The organism is Shewanella sp. SM74, assembly GCF_025653725.1.
Taxonomy (GTDB): Bacteria; Pseudomonadota; Gammaproteobacteria; order Enterobacterales; family Shewanellaceae; genus Shewanella; species Shewanella oncorhynchi.
Map to the genome: position 1 here is coordinate 232,858 of NZ_JAKKRZ010000001.1, position 19,443 is coordinate 252,300.

The 19,443-nt window shown below is 45.4% G+C and carries 16 protein-coding genes; 15 read left to right on the plus strand and 1 reads right to left on the minus strand.

Annotated features, from left to right (window positions below):
* Positions 1-6: 6 nt before the first annotated feature.
* The 11 genes from L5M49_RS01050 (at position 7) to L5M49_RS01090 (ending at position 13,220) form a co-directional block, all read left to right on the plus strand.
* Positions 7-1,167: a trans-sulfuration enzyme family protein gene (locus L5M49_RS01050; protein ID WP_263265280.1), complete on the plus strand. Its 1,161-nt coding sequence runs from the start codon at positions 7-9 to the stop codon at positions 1,165-1,167.
* 287 nt (positions 1,168-1,454) lie between these two features.
* Positions 1,455-1,814, plus strand: coding sequence for a DUF4118 domain-containing protein (locus L5M49_RS25315; RefSeq protein ID WP_411569095.1), 360 nt, complete (start codon positions 1,455-1,457; stop codon positions 1,812-1,814).
* Positions 1,815-1,826: 12 nt separating this feature from the next.
* Positions 1,827-3,308 (plus strand): TrkH family potassium uptake protein, encoded by a 1,482-nt coding sequence (locus tag L5M49_RS01055; RefSeq protein ID WP_049821715.1) that lies wholly within the window; start codon positions 1,827-1,829, stop codon positions 3,306-3,308.
* A gap of 52 nt (positions 3,309-3,360) precedes the next feature.
* A complete protein-coding gene (locus tag L5M49_RS01060) occupies positions 3,361-4,359 on the plus strand; it encodes an FAD:protein FMN transferase (protein WP_263265281.1) in 999 nt (332 codons plus the stop codon).
* A gap of 225 nt (positions 4,360-4,584) precedes the next feature.
* Positions 4,585-4,665, plus strand: a complete 81-nt coding sequence (locus L5M49_RS25320) for a potassium-transporting ATPase subunit F (RefSeq protein ID WP_105252297.1) — start codon at positions 4,585-4,587, stop codon at positions 4,663-4,665.
* Between the two features lie 8 nt (positions 4,666-4,673).
* Positions 4,674-6,398 (plus strand): potassium-transporting ATPase subunit KdpA, encoded by a 1,725-nt coding sequence (kdpA, locus tag L5M49_RS01065; RefSeq protein ID WP_263166414.1) that lies wholly within the window; start codon positions 4,674-4,676, stop codon positions 6,396-6,398.
* A gap of 2 nt (positions 6,399-6,400) precedes the next feature.
* On the plus strand, positions 6,401-8,419 hold the full coding sequence (gene kdpB / locus L5M49_RS01070; protein ID WP_169459007.1) for a potassium-transporting ATPase subunit KdpB: 2,019 nt from the start codon (positions 6,401-6,403) through the stop codon (positions 8,417-8,419).
* A gap of 9 nt (positions 8,420-8,428) precedes the next feature.
* Positions 8,429-9,028 (plus strand): potassium-transporting ATPase subunit KdpC, encoded by a 600-nt coding sequence (gene kdpC / locus L5M49_RS01075; RefSeq protein WP_263265282.1) that lies wholly within the window; start codon positions 8,429-8,431, stop codon positions 9,026-9,028.
* Positions 9,029-9,062: 34 nt separating this feature from the next.
* Positions 9,063-9,824, plus strand: a complete 762-nt coding sequence (locus L5M49_RS01080) for a TorF family putative porin (protein WP_263265283.1) — start codon at positions 9,063-9,065, stop codon at positions 9,822-9,824.
* Between the two features lie 2 nt (positions 9,825-9,826).
* A complete protein-coding gene (locus L5M49_RS01085; RefSeq protein WP_263265284.1) occupies positions 9,827-12,487 on the plus strand; it encodes a sensor histidine kinase in 2,661 nt (886 codons plus the stop codon).
* Between the two features lie 49 nt (positions 12,488-12,536).
* Positions 12,537-13,220, plus strand: coding sequence for a response regulator (locus L5M49_RS01090; RefSeq protein ID WP_028760150.1), 684 nt, complete (start codon positions 12,537-12,539; stop codon positions 13,218-13,220).
* Positions 13,221-13,380: 160 nt separating this feature from the next.
* Here the strand turns inward: L5M49_RS01090 and L5M49_RS01095 are convergent, their stop codons facing one another.
* A complete protein-coding gene (locus tag L5M49_RS01095; protein ID WP_263185144.1) occupies positions 13,381-13,560 on the minus strand; it encodes a hypothetical protein in 180 nt (59 codons plus the stop codon).
* A 215-nt stretch (positions 13,561-13,775) separates the two neighbouring features.
* Between L5M49_RS01095 and L5M49_RS01100 the strand changes: the two genes are divergently transcribed.
* The 4 genes from L5M49_RS01100 (at position 13,776) to L5M49_RS01115 (ending at position 19,441) form a co-directional block, all read left to right on the plus strand.
* Positions 13,776-14,192 carry a CBS domain-containing protein gene (locus tag L5M49_RS01100; protein WP_006081403.1) on the plus strand — a complete coding sequence of 139 codons (417 nt, stop codon included), beginning with the start codon at positions 13,776-13,778 and terminating at the stop codon, positions 14,190-14,192.
* Positions 14,193-14,314: 122 nt separating this feature from the next.
* Positions 14,315-18,190, plus strand: a complete 3,876-nt coding sequence (gene hrpA / locus L5M49_RS01105; RefSeq protein ID WP_411569092.1) for an ATP-dependent RNA helicase HrpA — start codon at positions 14,315-14,317, stop codon at positions 18,188-18,190.
* 791 nt (positions 18,191-18,981) lie between these two features.
* Positions 18,982-19,140 (plus strand): nitrate reductase, encoded by a 159-nt coding sequence (locus tag L5M49_RS01110; RefSeq protein WP_028760147.1) that lies wholly within the window; start codon positions 18,982-18,984, stop codon positions 19,138-19,140.
* A gap of 43 nt (positions 19,141-19,183) precedes the next feature.
* Complete coding sequence (locus L5M49_RS01115) at positions 19,184-19,441, plus strand: chaperone NapD (protein ID WP_263265286.1); 258 nt, start codon at positions 19,184-19,186, stop codon at positions 19,439-19,441.
* Positions 19,442-19,443: the final 2 nt, after the last annotated feature.

Below are 19,443 nucleotides of genomic sequence, written 5' to 3' on the forward strand. Positions count from 1 at the left end.
TCTATTATGCAATTTAAAACTAAATTACTTCACACCCATTATGCCGCTGATAACTCGACGGGCGCTCTTACAACTCCTATCTATCAAAGTAGCACCTTCGCCTACGGTAGTGCCGAGGATGGTCGAGCCCGTTTTGCAGGTGAGCAACCGGGCTTTATCTACAGTCGCATGGCGAATCCGACAGTGCAGGCGCTTGAATATCAATTAGCACAACTGGAAGGGGCTGATGAAGCACTCGTTGTTGCGAGTGGGATGGCGGCAATCAGCAGTATTTTCTATGCCTTAGCGAGTCAATGCGATGAAATCGCATTTATCGACCCCGTATACGGTGGCACTGCGGCATTTTTAATCCAAACGTTAACCCGCGCGGGTATTACTGTGCGCCGTTATCAAGATGATGATCATTTATTGGCAGAGATTACCGCCGAAACAAAAATGATTTTATTTGAGCCCATCACTAATCCGACCTTAAAAGTCAGTGACTACCGTAAGGTTAAGCTTGCCGCCGAAAAAGTGGGCGCTATAACCATTTGTGATAATACGTTTTTAACCCCGTATTTATTCAAACCGCTGGAACATGGCATTGATATTGTGATGCACAGTGCCACTAAGTATTTAAGCGGTCATGGCGATTTAATCGCAGGTGTTGTCGCTGGACCTAAGGCATTAATGCAACCTATCCGCACTATAGCACTTAAACATATCGGCGCTGCGATTGGGCCACAGGAAGCCTATTTATTACAGCGAGGCTTACGTACCTTAGCACTTAGAATGGATGCACATCTTGCGGGCGCGTCTAAGGTCGCCGCTTTTCTTGCAACCCATCCGAGCGTTGCAAAAGTTTATTACCCAGGGCTAGCAGAGGATCAAGGTCATCAAGTTCTGAGTGAAACCATCAACGCTTTTGGCGGTATGGTGAGTATTGAGCTCGAAGGCGGTTTTAATCGAGCTGCGCAGTTTTTAGATCATTTGAACTTGTTTACTCAAGCGGTCAGTTTAGGCGACTTAGAGAGCCTTGCCTGCCACCCCGCTAGTACCACTCATGCCGCTATGGATGCTGCGAGTCGGCTAGCTTCAGGGGTGAATGACAACCTGATTAGATTGAGCATTGGCGTCGAAGATCCTCAAGATTTGATTGCCGATCTTGAGCAAGCCTTAGCCATTTAAGCATATTGATACTAGCCATCCCCAGTTAAATTGATTGGGGATTTCAAAAGTATAATGTTATTAATTTCGTCTATATAAAGTTAATTCCCGTAATTTTTTACGTTTTTTTTACGCGTCAGAATTGTTTTCGTCTGTTAAAGTGAAAATCTGTATGGCATAACGACTTACATTTTGATGGAAAAACTAAGTGTTTTTAAACTCTCTGTTAGGTTGAGCTTTATTTCTGAGTGCTTACTCGCTATTTGCTTGTATTTACCCTCTTGGAGGGTGTCATCTAAAGCATTATTATTGTACTCCAACTCGTTGTCGTTATGATTACACTTCAATGTTGTTTTAAATATGCGTATATGGCTGCATTTTTTGAAGCTATTCGTGTTAATTTTTTATTTAACGCTCCTTATTATTCCCTCCCAATGATAGATGTGGCTGTTTTTATCAATCTAATCGCTTTTATTGTCATAGCCATTGTCGAGACGATAAGTCAACTTGCAATCCACCTTAGACGACAACAAAGAGTATTAGGGGAAGATCTATTTCCTAACATAACTCTGTTATCGATTGCATATGATTTTAGAACAGGACGTGAGCGCTTGTATTTTATGATACCTAATAAATTATTCATTAAGTCTTTCACGATAAATATCTAAAGGTGAGTTGGAATGATTGCAGTCAGTGGAATACAGAAATCTAGCTCTCGATTTCATACCATAATTCATCTATGTAGCTTTTTGATTGTCATATATAGCTTCACCATGTTGATGCCTATCGCTGTTGCATTATTTTATAAAGATGGATATATCACTCCATTTTTAATCACATTCCTCCTTTCCCTTTTTATTGGTGTGGTCGGTTGGAAGATGACAAGTGAGGAAAATAAAAATCTGCAAAAACGTGATGGCTTCATGGTCGCTTGTTTATTTTGGCTGATATTTTCCTTAATGAGTGCATTACCTTTTCTTCTTGATAGACGATTGGACTTGAGTTTAACCGATGCCATGTTTGAAGGTGTGTCTGGCATTACGACGACTGGAGCCTCGATTTTTTCAGATATTGATGAACTACCCAAATCGATTTTATTTTATCGAGCACAGCTTAATTTCCTCGGTGGGTTAGGGATAATTGTTTTGGCCGTTGCAATTATGCCATTTCTTGGTATTGGTGGCGCAAAATTATATCAGTCTGAGATGCCAGGTCCCATGAAAGAGGAAAAGATGACGCCCCGCCTTGCGGATACGGCTCGAAATTTATGGGGGCTTTATAGCGTACTTGCCTTAGGTTGTGCAGTTGCTTATAAACTTGCAGGAATGAATTGGTTTAATGCCATATGTCATAGTCTATCTACCGTTTCATTGGGTGGATTTTCCACACATAGTGACAGCTTAGGATATTATAACAGTGCTGCAATTGAGCTTGTGGGTGGTGTGTTTTCAATACTGGCAGCAATCAATTTCGCCTTATACTACATAGTGTTAGTTCGGCGAAGCTTCAAGCCTATTTGGTATAATGCGGAGGTTCGATTTTTTATTCTCATATTATCTATCGTTGTTGGGATCGCTTGTTTAGAGCTGAATCGTACTCAAACTTTTGATATTAAAGATTCATTAGTACATGGATTTTTTCAAACAGTTTCAGTTATGACGGACAATGGATTAGGCTCTGCAGGTTATCCTAATTGGCCCAGTCATATTGTGCTTTTATTATTAGGCGCGAGCTTTTTTGGTGGATGCTTTGGTTCTACTTGTGGCGGTATTAAAGCTGTCAGATTTTTACTTTTGTACCGTCAAGGGATCCGAGAAATTCATCAATTGGTTCATCCTAATGCCATTTTAACGACAAAGATCAGTGGCCAAGTTGTTTCAGACAGAGTCATTCGTTCAGTATGGGGATTATTTTTCCTGTACATATTTTTTACTTGCGTTTTTGTATGGGGATTGGTCGCCATTGGACATGATTTTGCCACCGCCTTTGGAACCGTCGCCGCGTGCATTAATAATATGGGGATTGGTTATGGTGACACTGCATCTGGATTTGGCACGTTAAAAGATGCGGCTAAATGGCTGATGTGTGTCGCTATGCTTTTTGGGCGATTAGAAATATTTCCTGTACTCATCATTTTCTCACGGGCATTCTGGCGATTTTAATTTTAAGTGTATTTTATGGTTAATTTGTCGAATTGACTGGGAGGGTCAGTAAATGAAATGGTTATTGAGATGTATATTACTCATTATGCTAGTAGGGTGTCAGAAATCGCCAGTGTATACCAAGTTAGAAGGCCTTGCGCAGGGAACGAGTTGGCATGTGACATTTTGGAGTAAAGACAAGATAAATAGTACAGAGATAAACCGCGAGATTGAGCGGCAATTGGCAGAAATAGATCTTCATATGTCTACTTATCGTTCAGATTCGGTGATTTCTCGTTTTAACAGTATGCACTTAGCTATGGCGGTCGGGGATGATATTTTAGCGCTCATAGGGATAGCCAAGGAGGTCACTTCAAAAACGGAGGGTTGTTATGATTTGACCATTAAACCATTATTCGATTTGTGGGGATTTACCCATAATCAATTAACTATTCCTACAGAAAGTGCACTTCAACAGACATTAACCTATGTTGGCTTACATCATTTAAGTATTGATAATCAAATGTTAACTAAAGATTTGCCAGAGGTACATCTTGATTTATCTTCGATTGGACAGGGATATAGCGTAGGCAAAGTTGCAGATGTGCTAAAGCGATACAATATCGATAATTATTTGGTAGAGATTGGCGGCGAAATGGTCGTACACGGCAGTAAGCTCGACGGTTCTGCTTGGAAAATCGCGATTGAAAAACCGCTGCCCGAACAGCGAACAATGCAAAAGGTTCTGCTTATTGATTTCCCTCAAGCGATCATGACATCGGGTACATATCGTCATTATTTTGATCATTTAGGGCAGCGTTATTCACATATTATTGATGCGCGAACCGGTAAACCCGTAACCCATAACACAGTATCTGTAACTGTATTGGCAACGGATCCGGCTAGAGCAGATGCTTGGTCTACAGCGCTATTATGTTTAGGAAGTCAAGAAGGATTAGTCGTCGCTAATCAGAATGATATAAAAGCATTATTTATTGATGACAATAAAGGTGTACTTAAAGAAATTAAGACTGATAGCTATAATAAAATGAAAAATATAGAGCTTAATTAATCTACAATATCATCGCTTGGTCATGTGTTAATGCCAGTTAGTATTTCTAGCTGGCATTTTTATTTTACTTTTATAGCTAATGCCATGGTTTATTGTGGCCTTATTTACCACTGATTATGATGACTTTTACGTATTCTTTACGGGATTAGTCATTTGAACTCTAGAGACTTTACGCGGTTAATTCATATATTTGTCCTGTTACTCACTTTCTTAAGGACAAATTATATGGACTGGATATTTCTAATACTTTCCATAGCACTTTTCATCTACTTAGCAGTGGCAATGTTTGCCCCTAATAAGTTTTAGGAGTCGTTATGTTTGAAATTACCCTTATTTTTACTACTGCGCTTGGGCTCGCATGGCTGTTGGGATCCTATATGACAGGAGTTTTCTCTGGTCAGTCCCATTTTTCAGATCGTTTATTTAATCCCATTGAAAAGTGGATTTATCGGGCTATAGGCGTAAATGCCCATTCGGGGATGACATGGAAATCCTATGGTGCGGCGTTTCTTATCAGCAACTTGGTACTTGGCATTTTGGCGTTTCTTATCCTTAAATTCCAACATGTGTTACCGCTTAACCCCGATGGCATAGGACCATTATCTTGGGATCTGGCTTTACACACTGCGGTGTCATTCCTCACCAATACCAATCAACAGCACTATTCCGGGCAGGCTCAGCTCAGTTATTTATCCCAAGGATTTGTCATTGTCACGCTGCAATTTGTCACTCCAGCCATGGCGCTGGCGGTTTGTGTGGCGATTTTGCGGGGAATGTTAGGCGGGTTGAATAATGACAGCGCCAAAGAGGGCGAGGCTCGAAATCTGGGTAACTATTATGTTGACCTAGTGCGCGGTGTACTCAGACTTATGCTGCCATTAGCCGCTATTGTTGCGCTGTTACTGACTTGGCAAGGCGTACCGAGTAGTTTTGACGGTGCGCAAAAAGTGAACACCTTAGATTCTGCATCACCTATCTCTGAGCAGGTCGTTCCGATCGGCCCCGTAGCATCTATGGTGGCCATTAAGCAGTTAGGTACTAATGGCGGAGGCTGGTATGGCCCCAACAGCAGTAACCCGCTAGAAAACCCAACGCCAGTCAGTAATGCAATCGAGACCATTGCCTTAGTGCTGATCCCTATGGCCGTCGTGTTTATGGCTGGCGGAATGCTAAGACGCAAAAAATTTACCTTGATGGCTTTGGTGGCTATGGGTCTATTGAGCGTCAGTTTTCTTGGGGCAACTGTGTACAGCGAGTTGCAACCCAACGCTGCCTTTGCGGGGTTAAGCGCCCAAGGGCCTAATATGGAAGGTAAAGAAGTTCGTTTTGGACCTGAGCTATCGGCGCTATGGGCTTCTTTTACCACACAAACCTCTAACGGTTCGGTCAATGCCATGCACGATTCCTTCAATCCAATAGGGGGATTGATGACGCGATCAGGCATGTTACTCAATGCGATATGGGGCGGTATTGGCTGCGGTTTTGTTAACTTTATCGTTTATGTGTGGATTGCTGTGTTCTTATCGGGATTGATGATTGGCCGTACGCCAGAGATATTTGGTCGTAAGCTCGAAACCCGTGAAATCACTCTTTTGGGAAGTCTATTAGTTTTACCTACCTTGTGCGTCTTAGGTTTGACGGCGATCACTGTGGCTATCCCGAGTATTACGGGCAACAGTAACCCCGGCTTTCATGGGATTTCGCAAGTCTTTTACGAATATACCTCCGCTTTTGCTAATAACGGTTCGGGTTTTGAAGGCTTAGGTGATAACACGCCTTGGTGGAATATCAGTTGCGTTATCGCCTTACTGCTCGGTCGATACCTGCCGCTGTTTTTACCGCTGGCGATTGCGGGGATGATGTCGAGTAAAAGAGTGAGTCCCGACAGTAACGCGAGCTTGAAGCTCGAGAGTCCCACCTTTTGTTTCACCCTTATTGCTGTGATTTTAATCATTAACTTCCTGTCTTTCTTACCTGCGGCGGTATTAGGGCCTATTGGCGAAGCTTTAGAACTTGCCACTATGAGTCTGGAGAAATAGTCATGCATAAACCTGCTCAAATATTAGATAGCGCCGGCGTGAAGCAAGCTGCCTTTGGTGCTGTAAAAAAAATGTCCTTAGTGAGCATGGCTGGTAACCCAGTGATGTTTGTGGTCCTCGTTGGTGCTTTGCTCGCTGGACTGATCACCGTGCAAAGGTTCCTTAACGGAGATACCGTCGGATTTGAGTTAGCCACGACCCTTATCCTTTTGCTTACTGTGTGGTTTTCTAACTTTGCTGAATCTGTGGCAGAGGCAAAAGGTCGCGGGCAAGCGGCCAGTTTAAAGTCTGCAAAAGAGGCATTACAAGCTAGGCGAATACGCCATGGTGAGTTGGAGTTAATATCCGCCACTCAGCTTGCTAAAGGCGATAAGGTGAAGGTTTTACAGGGTGACTATATTCCTGCCGATGGTGAAATCATCGAAGGGATAGCCACTATCAACGAATCGGCGATTACCGGTGAATCTGCGGCTGTGCTGCGCGAAGCTGGCACAGACCATTCCGGTGTGATTGGCGGCACTAAGGTACTTACGGGTGAAATTACCGTACTGGTTGCTAATGATCCCGGTAATAGCTTTTTAGACCGAATGATAGGGCTCGTCGAAGGGGCTAAACGTCAAAAGACACCGAACGAAACGGCATTAACCGTACTACTTGCGTCATTGACTGCGGTTTTCCTACTCGTGGTGGTTACTTTGCCGCCGCTAGCAAGTTTTGTCGGTGCAAGCCTTGATTACACTATGTTAATTGCACTATTAGTGTGTTTGATCCCAACCACGATTGGTGGCTTGTTACCTGCCATTGGTATTGCAGGCATGAACCGCGCCTTAGCCGCCAATGTGGTCGCTAAATCGGGTAAAGCCGTGGAAGTTGCGGGGGATATCGATACGTTACTGCTAGATAAAACGGGCACTATCACTTTTGGTGATCGCCAAGCAACTGCGTTTTTACCCGTGAAAGGCATTGCACCTGAGATGCTGCGTGATGCGGCAGTGCTTTCCTCGCTAGATGACCCCACCCCTGAAGGGAAATCTGTACTCAAATTGGCTGTTGATTTGGGAGCGGTATTACCTGTTAAGCCTACGGATGCGACTTTTATTCCTTTTACGCCAGAGACTCGGGTTTCTGGGGTGATTTTAAAGGATGGTATTCAAGGCATAAAAGGCGCGGGCGATGCGATGCAGTTTTGGGCGCAGCAGCATCAAATGCAATGGCCTGAATCTGTTAATGCGCTTATCCGTAAAGTGGCTTTGCAGGGGGGAACTCCCTTAGTCGTCGCCAGTGGCACGCACATTTTAGGGGTTATAGCCTTAAGTGACGTGATTAAGCCTGGCGTTGCGGAGCGGTTTGCCCGTTTAAGGGCGCTCGGTGTAAGGACCATCATGGTGACAGGGGATAATCCGCTAACGGCTGGCGTGATTGCCGCCGAAGCTGGGGTCGATGATTTTGTCGCTGAAGCTAAACCTGAGGATAAACTTGCCCTTATTCGCGCAGAGCAGGCCAAAGGTCGATTAGTGGCTATGGTGGGGGATGGCACTAACGATGCGCCAGCATTAGCGCAGGCCGATGTGGGTCTTGCGATGAACTCAGGTACCCAAGCCGCTAAAGAAGCTGGCAATATGGTGGATTTGGATTCAGATCCCACTAAATTACTGGCTATCGTTGAAGTCGGTAAACAATTGCTGATCACCCGCGGCGCCTTGACTACATTTTCCCTTTCCAATGATGTGGCTAAGTATTTTGCCATTATTCCTGCGGTATTTGCGGGGGCTTTGCCTGCGATTGGCGCACTGGATCTGATGCAGCTTCACAGCCCAACCTCAGCCGTACTCGCAGCGCTCGTATTCAACGCTCTTATCATTCCCGCCTTAATTCCATTGGCATTAAAAGGCATCAAGCTCAGACCTATAAGTGCAGAAAAATTACTGCGAAATAACATGCTGATTTATGGCTTGGGTGGGGTGATTTTACCCTTTGTCGGCATTAAAGCGCTCGACTCAATCATTGCACTTATGCTCTAGGAGACAGTAATGAATTCAATCGTATATCCCACTAAAACCCAACATGTTGTTATGGGATTGAGAGCCAGTCTCGCCCTATTATTTGTGTGCGGTGTTGTTTACACCGGCACTGTGACTCAGCTCGGTGGCGCTTTATTTCCCGTACAAGCTAAGGGCAGTGTGATCCACAGGGATAATGTCGCGATGGGTTCTGAGTTCATCGCTCAGACCTTTGTTAATCCAGCCTATTTTTATAGTCGGCCGAGCGCTGTCGGTTACGATCCAATGGGGACAGGTGGTAGTAACCTTGCGCCGAGTAACCCGGCGTTACGTGAACGTGTGATGGCAACGAGCCAAGAAATTCAAGCCAGAGAATCTGTTCAGGCCGCTGATATTCCAGTGGATTTACTCGCCACATCGGGGGCGGGACTGGATCCTCATATTTCACCCGCAGCAGCCAAACTGCAAGTCGCGCGCGTGGCTCAGGCTCGACAGTTAGCCGAACCACAAGTGTTGACCTTAGTGGCGCAATTTATCGAACCACCGCAGTGGGGCATTTTTGGGCAAGCGCGCGTCAATGTGCTCAAGCTCAACCTCGCTCTCGACCAGATTGCTAAACACGCTCAATAAAACAATATTCTACTGAATTTAAGGATAAATTTTTATGTTACCGATTAAGTCTGCTCCTTGTTCACGCCTCTGTGCGGGTGTGATGATGGCATTATCTTCACTCTCTATGGGTGCGCTTGCCAGCACTGAGACTCATGGGGGCAATGCCTCTTGGCAGAGCCAAGGGAGTGTGATGCTCATCAGTGATTATGCGTTTCGCGGTATTTCTCAAACTGATGAAGGACCTGCAGTTCAAGCAGGGTATACCCTAAGCCATGATTCTGGCTGGTATGGCTCGCTTTGGGGCAGTAACATCGAATTTGGGGATGGAAGTTTAGAACTCGACTTGTCCGCTGGCTGGGCTAAAGATTGGGATAATGGCTTAACAACGGACCTAGGCGTGATACGTTACCAATACTCTCAGGACGATACCGACCTGAGTTATAACGAAATTTATGCTGTGGTAAGCTACGCCGATGCTAAGTTAGGGCTGGTTTATTCTCCTGATTATTTTGGCGAGAATGTGGACGATTTTCAGTATGTTTATGCCAGTTATGAGCCGCAACTGTTCTCTAATGTAAGTCTAGTACTGCATCTTGGGAGCAATTTTTTTGCTTCTAAGCAAGATATGGCACTGTTTTTAGGTTCTATGGCCGCAAGCAATAGCCACTATTTAGATTGGCGAGTTGGGCTGAACCTCAATATGACTGAGCAGGATGTGTTGAGTGTCGGTTATGTCGATACGGATTTATCGCAGAGTCAGTGCCAGTCCCTGTGTGATGCGCGCTGGATAGTGAGTCTTTCAAGGAGTTTCTAATCGTGGTACCAATCAGTCAAACACAGCAAGCCAATGCGCTCTTAAGTCAGATACAGCAAAATGATAAAGGTAAACTGACGGTTTTTCTTGGGGCGGCACCTGGCGTGGGCAAGACCTATGCAATGCTCAGTGCGGCAAGGGAAATGGCCCAGCAAGGTGTCGATTTGCTGGTTGGACTGGTGGAAACCCATGGGCGTGCCGATACCGAGGCCATGGTAGCGGGTTTTGAGGTATTGGCACGTAAACCCATTGATTATCATCATAATCGTTTAACAGAATTCGATTTGGATGCGGCGCTGCTTCGTCGGCCTAAGCTTATCTTAGTCGATGAGTTGGCCCACACGAATGTCCCCGGTAGTCGCCATAAACGGCGCTATCAAGACGTCGCAGAATTATTGGCTGCGGGCATTGATGTCTATACCACAGTCAATATCCAACATTTGGTCAGTTTGAATGATCTAGTGTTGCAAATTACTCAAGTGCGGGTACGGGAAACCGTCCCCGATCGCTTCCTTGATGAAGCCCATGAAATTATATTTGTCGATTTACCGCCATCAACACTCATCGAACGCTTACAGCAAGGCAAAGTTTATCTGCCAGAGTATGCTCGTTCGGCTTTAGATGCTTTTTTTTCGGTCTCGAACTTGACGGCACTGCGCGAATTGGCAATGAAAAAAGTCATAGAGCGAGTCGATGCAAAACTGATTTGTGAACTCGATGCCAAAGCACAGGGAACAGATTTTGTTCTCAAAGACAGATTGTTGGTTTTAGTGAGTAACAGCAGTGATCATCAGTATTTGATCCGCATAGGTCGGCAGATTGCCGAGCGGCGGCAAATTCCTTGGTTAGTGCTTTGGGTCGATACCGGCAAAGCGCTGGGCCTTTATCAGCGGAAAAGGTTAAATGAGGCCTTTGCCTTAGCGAAGGAACTTGGCGCGCAGACCGAAGTATTACGCGACACGAGCAGTTATCAGGCCATTTTACCTTACATAGCCCTGCATCGAATTAACACAGTATTAGTCGGCGCGGGTGTGAAACGCACCTATCCTTGGTGGCGTAAAAGGCTGTATCAACGCTTGATTGAGTCTGGTTTACCCGTTGAGGTGAGTGTCTACCACGCACCCGAAAACCAAATGCAAGTACGAGATCCCATTACGCCTAAAGCCAGTTTTGGTGATCTTCGAGGCCATATTCTTGGGCTGATTGGCGTGGTGGTTATTTTTCCGCTGGTGGCATTTTTAGATACTTGGCTCAGTAATGGCAATCTGGTGTTGTTATATGTTTTCTTGATTGTCAGCATTGGTTTAACCTATGGCGCTAGGCCTGCCATGGCAACTGCGGTGTGGTCTTTTTTCAGCTTTAATTTCTTTCTTACTGATCCCAAATTTACTATGAATGTAAATAGTCAGGATGATATTGCCACTTTAATCTTTTTGATGTGTATAGGGCTTATCAGTGGCCCTGCGGCATCTCGGATCCGAAATCAGTTTATTTTACTGCGCGAGTCTAATCGTTATGCTGAAACCTTAAAAGATGTTGCCCAAGAATTATCGGTTGCCGATGATGAAAAAGCCCTTTGGCAAACGATAGGGCGCAAGATTGCTGGTTCAGTGAATGCCGATTGTTATATTGTTTTGCAGCGTAAAGATGGTAAGCGATCCTATTTACCGCTGCTGAATACGCCATTTAACGACCTTGATTTAGCCGCAATCGATTGGACCTTGCGCCATGGGCAAGCGGCGGGGCGTTTGAGCGATACCTTGAGCGCATCTGGTGTGAGTGTGTTCCCCATTGAACTTGAAGGTACGACGATTGGCGCGGCGATTTTAGATTGGCAACCTACGGTCAATGAACTCAGTCCGTTTGATAGAGAGCTTATTCTGGCCATGTTACAGCAAGGCGCTAATACATGGCGGCGTATTCAGTTAGTGTCAGATCTTGAATCAGCACGGGTGAAAACAGAAATTGAGCAGTTACGTTCCGCATTATTATCGTCAGTGTCTCACGATCTAAAATCACCACTCTCAGCCATGATGGGGGCGGCGGAGAGCTTAAAACTATTGAATAAACAATTACTAGAGGCCGACCGTAACGAGCTACTTGATACTATTTTGCAAGAAAGCCGGCGTTTGGACAGCTATATCCAAAATCTACTCGATATGACACGCCTGGGTCATGGCACTTTGAGCATAGAGCGTGATTGGGTTTCGGCAGATGATATTATTGGCAGCGTACTTGGCAGGCTTAAACGCTATTTCCCTAATGCAATCGTTGAATATCACAGAGAAAAAGAACCCCCACTCCTCTTTGTGCATGCGGCACTGATCGAACAAGGACTATTTAACATTCTTGAAAATGCTGTTCGATTTTCACCACCAGAAGAGCCTATTAGTATTGAATTATCCATCTCAAATCATCGCTGTTGTATTGCAATAGAAGACAGAGGGCCGGGGATCCCTGCAAGTCATAGGGATCAAATTTTCGATATGTTTTATGTGGTTGCCGATGGCGATCAGAAAAAACAGAATACAGGTATGGGGCTGGCTATTTGTAAAGGTATGATAGCTGCACACGGCGGTAGTGTTCGCGTTACCGATTGCCTACAGGGGCAAGGCACTCGTTTTGAAGTTGAATTGCCGTTAGACTATCCCGTTCCAGGCTAATCATTTTTAGCCAAAATATCCTTAATAAACCACAGAATGGACTAGAGACGTGGCAATAAAAATCGTGGTTATCGATGATGAGACCCAAATACGCCGCATGCTGCGGATTGCACTCACCAGTGAGGGCTATGACGTTACCGAAGCTGAAAATGGTCAGCAAGGGCTCGCAGCTGTCGCTCGACAGCAACCTGAATTAGTTATTTTGGATTTAGGCTTGCCGGATATGGAAGGCCATCAAGTGCTACAGGAGTTACGGGGATGGTCCGATGTTGCTGTGATTGTATTGTCGGTTCGCAATCAAGATAAAGAAAAAGTCGCAGCATTAGATGCAGGCGCGCAGGATTATGTGACAAAGCCCTTTAGCGTGGAAGAGTTACTGGCAAGGGTGCGGGCGATTTTAAGGGACCATATCAAACCTGAAAAATTACCCATATTAGATGACGGCAAGTTACAGATTGATTTAAGTCGCAGGCTGGTTAAAGTTGATCATCAAATTGTCGAACTCACACCCAAGGAATACGCAGTATTGTCTAAATTGGCGTCGTCACCTAACTGCGTTGTCACTCAGACTCAGTTGCTCAAAGAAATTTGGGGACCCGCTCATACAGAAGACACACATTATCTACGAATTGTGGTCAGTCACTTAAGACAAAAATTAGGCGACTCCCCGAGTGAACCTCAGTATGTGCGGACTGAGCCCGGTGTAGGCTATCGCTTTTATATCGACTTATAGCTTGTATCAATAGCGAATTAAAACGCGTTGGAATGACAAGTAAAATGATCACCGAAGACGGATGGTATTACCTTCCTCAATCAGATACTTGTCTGATTTCAGTTTCTAGCGTTCACTTCAGTTAACTCTAAGTCGCTATTTCTGGCTGCCTTTGTTGACGCTATTTTTGTCCTGTTAGCTCTTGTTGACATAGGATTATACCAATCGTATTAAATATCTGTTCATTCAGCGGGAGTTCAACGCGCTTTAGACAAGGCGAAGGCTTGAAGGCATAGTGGTGCTCTGTCGAAAGCCTTAAACGCAGTATAAAGCGCGTTGAAACCCGCCCTTCGGGAGTCACACAGGCATCCCACTCCGGTGTTGCATTGACTTAAAAGGGAATAACCATTTCTGCGTCAATGCACCTTGGATTGAAATACCTGTGAGGCTCTGAACTGATTAGATATTTAATTTGATTGGTATTATGCACTAGATAAGCCCAATCGATATAAATCGCACATTCTTGCCGATATTTTGACTAGACTACAAACGTAGGGTTAATTCGAGGGAAAGACTATGGACTTAATTAAAATCCGCGACCATATGGATCGTCAGCCCGTGTTGCTGCGCGCTAATATGTCGCTCGCGACTGCGGTCGAAAAGTTGTTAGATAATAATAAAATGGGCGCAGCAGTGGTTGATGATGCGGGCGATTTGGTGGGCTTTTTATCCCAGCAGGATTGTTTGGCTGTGATGATTAAAAGCAGCTATCACTGTGATATGACCTCAGTGGTGAAGGATTGCATGCGCACTGAAGTGCTGTTCGTTGGGCCAGATGACAGTATTTTGCAGCTCGCCGAACAAATGCTAGGGCCTAAACCTAAAGTGTATCCAGTGGTTGAACATGGCAAAGTGATTGGCACGATTAATCGCACCAATGTGCTCAAAGCCATGAATATCTATATGCAACAATGTTATCTGTCACCGGTTTAATCTAAGTCGAGCCAGTGCGAAACTGACACGCCATATACTGAGTGCAGAGTAAATTAGCAATACCATTACGCCACTTTCCTTGCTAGGATCGCCGTTTTTGATGCTAGCAATGGAATTTGGATTTGAACTCAGACAAACATCCGCTATCGAACGCCTTTCTTAATCTTTGTTATCAGAGCGACGCGTCGCGGATCCGTCGTCGTTTATTTAAGCTCAATAAAGAAGCCGACTCAGATAAAAAGACCCAAGTCTTAGCTCAGCTGAGCGAGCAAGCGCAGGCGGCGTTTGAGAAGGTTGAGCAGCGCCGTAACGCTCGCCCTAAAATCCACTATCCTGAAAACCTGCCTGTTTCCTTGATGCGCGATGATATTGCACGCGCGATTGCGGGCAATCAAGTGGTGATCATCGCCGGTGAAACGGGCTCGGGCAAAACAACCCAGTTACCTAAAATCTGTTTGGAATTAGGCCTAGGTTGCCGTGGCATGATAGGCCACACCCAGCCACGACGTTTAGCAGCCCGCAGTGTGGCGAGCCGAGTCGCAGAAGAATTACAAAGTCCGCTCGGTGAAGTGGTTGGCTTTAAAGTGCGTTTTGCCGATGCGCTTAAGAGTGACTCTTATATCAAGTTGATGACCGACGGTATTTTACTGGCGGAATTGACCTCCGATCGCAATCTAGATCAATACGATACCATCATCATAGATGAGGCCCACGAGCGCAGCCTCAACATCGATTTTATTCTGGGCTACCTCAAACAAATTCTCAAAAGACGCTCCGATCTCAAAGTTATTATCACGTCGGCGACCATAGATGTTGAGCGTTTTTCTAAGCATTTCAACAATGCACCTATTATCGAAGTGTCGGGCCGTACCTTTCCGGTCGAAACCCGTTATCGTCCATTGGTGCAAGATAGCGATGCCGATTTAGATCAAATCGAAGGCATTTTTGCCGCGGTCGATGAGCTGGTGGCCGAGGGTCTGGGCGATATTCTGATCTTTATGAACGGCGAGCGGGAAATTCGCGATACGGCCGAACAATTAAGTCGGCGTAATTACCGCGATACCGAAATTTTGCCGTTGTACGCACGTTTATCTTACGGTGAGCAGTCTAAAGTCTTCAGTAGTCACAGAGGTCGGCGGATTGTATTAGCGACCAACGTGGCGGAAACCTCGCTGACTGTGCCGGGCATTCGCTACGTTATCGACCCAGGTACGGCGCGTATCAGCCGCTATAGCTATCGCACTAAGGTGCAGCGTTTACCGATTGAACCTATCTCGCAGGCGAGCGCCAATCAGCGTCAAGGCCGTTGTGGTCGGGTGGGGCCGGGTATTTGTATTCGTTTGTACGATGAGGCGGATTTTAATAATCGTCCGGCCTTTACCGATCCTGAAATCTTGCGCACTAACTTGGCCTCGGTCATTTTGCAGATGCTCGCCATCGGTTTGGGTGATATCGCCGGTTTCCCTTTTATCGAGCCACCCGATCCACGCCATATCCGCGATGGTTTCCTGTTGCTCGAAGAATTACAAGCGGTTGAGAGTAAACACGGCAAGCTAGTGCTGACACCACTTGGGCGCAACTTGGCGCAAATTCCTGTGGATCCGCGTTTGGCGCGTATGGTGGTCGAGAGTCAGCAGTTAGGTTGTTTGAACGAAGTGCTAGTGATTGCCGCGGGCTTATCGATTCAAGATCCCCGCGAACGTCCGATGGAGAAGAAGCAAGCCAGTGATGAAGCCCATCGCCGTTTTGCCGATCCCAGTTCCGATTTCGTTAGCTGGATAAACCTGTGGCAGCACTTAAAAGATCAACAAAAAGAGTTATCTGCTAGTCAGTTCCGTAAAAAGTGCCGCGATGAATATTTGGCCTATTTGCGCGTTCGCGAGTGGCAGGATTTATACGCCCAGCTTAAGCAAGCCGTGCACGATTTAAAGTGGCGCTTAAACGATACGCCAGCTAATTATGACAGCTTGCACCGCGCGCTCTTATCGGGCTTATTGAGTCATGTTGGTTTTAAAGATAACAATAACGAGTACTTAGGTGCCCGTAATCGTAAATTCTTTGTGTTTCCCGGTTCGCCACTGGCCAAAAAAGGCCCTAAGTGGATCATGGCGGCTGAGCTTACCGAAACATCGCGCCTATTCGCTCGCTGCTGCGCCAAAATCGAACCCGAATGGCTAGAGCCCTTAGCGGCGCATTTGATCAAGAAAAGCTATGTGGAGCCCCATTTTGAGGCAAAACCTGGCAGCGTTATCGCCCTTGAGAATCAAGTGCTCTACGGCTTGACGGTTGTGCACCGTCGTAAAGTGCAATACGGCCCCATCGATCCCGTTGAAGCGCGTGAGATTTTTATCCGCAGCGCTTTGGTAGAAGGGCAGTTACAGACCCAAGAAGCATTTTTTGTCGCTAACCAAAAGCTGCTCGAAGACATTGAATCCCTCGAGCATAAATCCCGTCGCCGCGATATTTTGGTGGACGAGCAAGTGTTGGTGGACTTTTACGAGCCGCGGATCCCGGAAGGGATTTACAACGCCCAGCTGTTTTTTGGCTGGTGGAAGAAGGCAAAGCGCGAGCAACCGGATTTACTCGATTTCAGCAAAGCACTGTTAATGCAGCGCAATGCCGACCATATTTCGACCTTGGATTTCCCCGATACGTGGCACAAGGGCAATTTGCGCCTGCAGCTGAGTTATCACTTTGAACCTGCGGCGGCGGATGATGGTGTGTCGGTTCACATACCGGTGGCGCTGCTTAATCAAATCGACGATAGCGATTTTGATTGGCTAGTGGCAGGGCTAAGGGAAGAAAAGTGTATCGCGCTGATCAAATCTTTGCCTAAGAGTTTACGACGTAACTTTGTGCCCGCGCCTGACTATGCCCGCGCTTGTGTGCAGGCCATGGTGCCTTTTAGTGCCAGTTTGCTTGAGGCCATGTGCAAGCAATTATTGCGCATGAGTGGCACGCGTATATCGCCGGAAGATTTTGATTTAACGCAACTGCCTGCGCATTTGCAGATGAACTTTAAAATCGAAGATGATAAAAACAACTTAGTGGCCGAAGGTCGGGTGCTCGATACCTTAAAAGCCGAGTTACAAGGCGTGGTGGCTAAGGCCATTCGTCAGGTGGCGGATAAAGGTATAGAGCAAGAAGCGTTAACTGAGTGGTCCTTTGGCGATTTGCCGCAGCAATATCAGCAGCAAAAAGGCAATTACCAAGTGCGGGCGTTTCCGGCGCTGATCGATAAAAAAGACAGTGTTGCGATCAAATTATTTGATGATGAATTTGAAGCCTTAGATGCCCATCGCCAAGGTTTGCGACGGTTATTGCTGTTAAACATTCCATCACCAGTGAAACACTTACAGCAAGCTTTGCCGAATAAGGCGAAATTGGCGATGTATTTCAATCCCTTCGGTCAAGTGCAAATCTTGATTGATGACATTATTGCCGCCGCTGTGCAGCAATTGTTGGATGAAAAAGCCCTCGATGTGCGTAATCAAGCACAATTTGAGCAGGCAAAGGATTGGGTTCGCCAAGAACTCAACCCGACCGCTGAGCAAATTGCCTTGAAGGTTGAGCAGATTTTGACCTTGTATCAGAGCATTAAAAAGCGTCTTAAGGGTAAAATTAGCTTAGATATTGCCTTTGCTATGAGTGATATTCAAAGCCAATTAGACAAGTTAGTGTTTAAAGGGTTTGTCGAATCCTGTGGTTGGAATCGTTTAGCTGATGTGGCGCGTTACTTAAAAGCGATTGAAATCCGTGTCGAGAAGTTGCCCGTTGATCCGACCCGTGACCGTTTGCATATGCAGAGCATCAACAAGGTACAGGAAGCATTGAACGCACAACTGGCGAAAGTGCCACGTTCTATGCCGACACCGCCCGCGTTAATCGAGGCACGCTGGATGATTGAAGAGTACCGTGTCTCTTGTTTTGCACAGGTGTTAGGCACGGCATATCCGATATCTGAAAAGCGCATTTTGAATCATATTCAACAGGTTTAATAGACTGATTTAAAGGTCGAGCTGAGCGCCTTTGTCCGATTGATGTAACAATAACGCGATCAAGAAATGACTAAACAAACCGAGAAAACTAACCATTTTCTCGGTTTTTTATTTTCCCTATGCTTACGCTTCTCACGCGATATACCTCCAGTGGTGCGCCATGAAACGGGCCTTCTTTAACGTTATATCTACTCATGTTATTCATGTCCTAGTTATTTACTAGTACCAAAGTTATTTACTCACACCAAAGTTATCTACTTATTCTAGAGTTATCATTCTTCAATGGCTGAAAGTGATCACCTCAGATAAAACCAAGTGATCAACTATGAGAGATACTGCTCGGCACATAAAATGAGCGCTTTTTCTGGGTGGCAGCGATGCTTTTATGCCGAATATCTTTCTTTTGGGATCAAGTCGTTATCTCACATGTTTTAACACCTTTCTATTGCCTACTCCTTTATGAATACTCAGGTTTTTTTGGCGGGTTTTCTGTTGTTTTCTTGCAGTGATTTATCCATTTCAGTCGCTTATTAATCATAAAATAAATTCAATAATCTAATTTGTAATAGCAAAAAACGTTTAAAAACTGAGATCTGACTAATACTCACATCAAATTGATGATCTGGATCAAGCATCATCCGCTTTACCAATTTGGAGGTATACATTTTGTTAACAACTAAAAGGTATGATCGCTTCGTGATCCAAAGATGCAATAGATATACATAAAACCTGCCGCTGGCGATTTTTTGCAGCGCATTCAAAGTGGCAGGAACACACCTCTTGGAGGATGCATGAGTGCTAGCACCGCAGAAGAAAAATCCTTAGAACTGAAAATCTTTATCTTTTTAACCGTGTTTCTCGCACCGTTATTGTCCGTACTACTGGTCAGTGGTCTGGGCTTTGCTATTTGGTTCAGCCAAATTTTGACGGGTCCACCGGGCGCTGGTTAAACGTAACATCATAAAATAGTTAAAAATAAGAGTGGAATGTCGGATGAGCAAAGAACTCCATATCACCAGTTTAGTGGTGCAGGTCTTACCGCAGAAAATGGCAGATGTTAGACAACAGATAATGACCATTGAAAATGCCGAACTTTCCGTCAACAACGAAGTGAAATTGGTCGTCTTGATCGAAGGCGAGACGCAACGCGCCTTGATGGACAGTATCGAAGCGATCAATGCCATTCCGGGCGTGTTATCAGCCACTATGGTTTACCACCAGAGTGAAGTGCTCGAAGAGGGTGAAGAATGAAT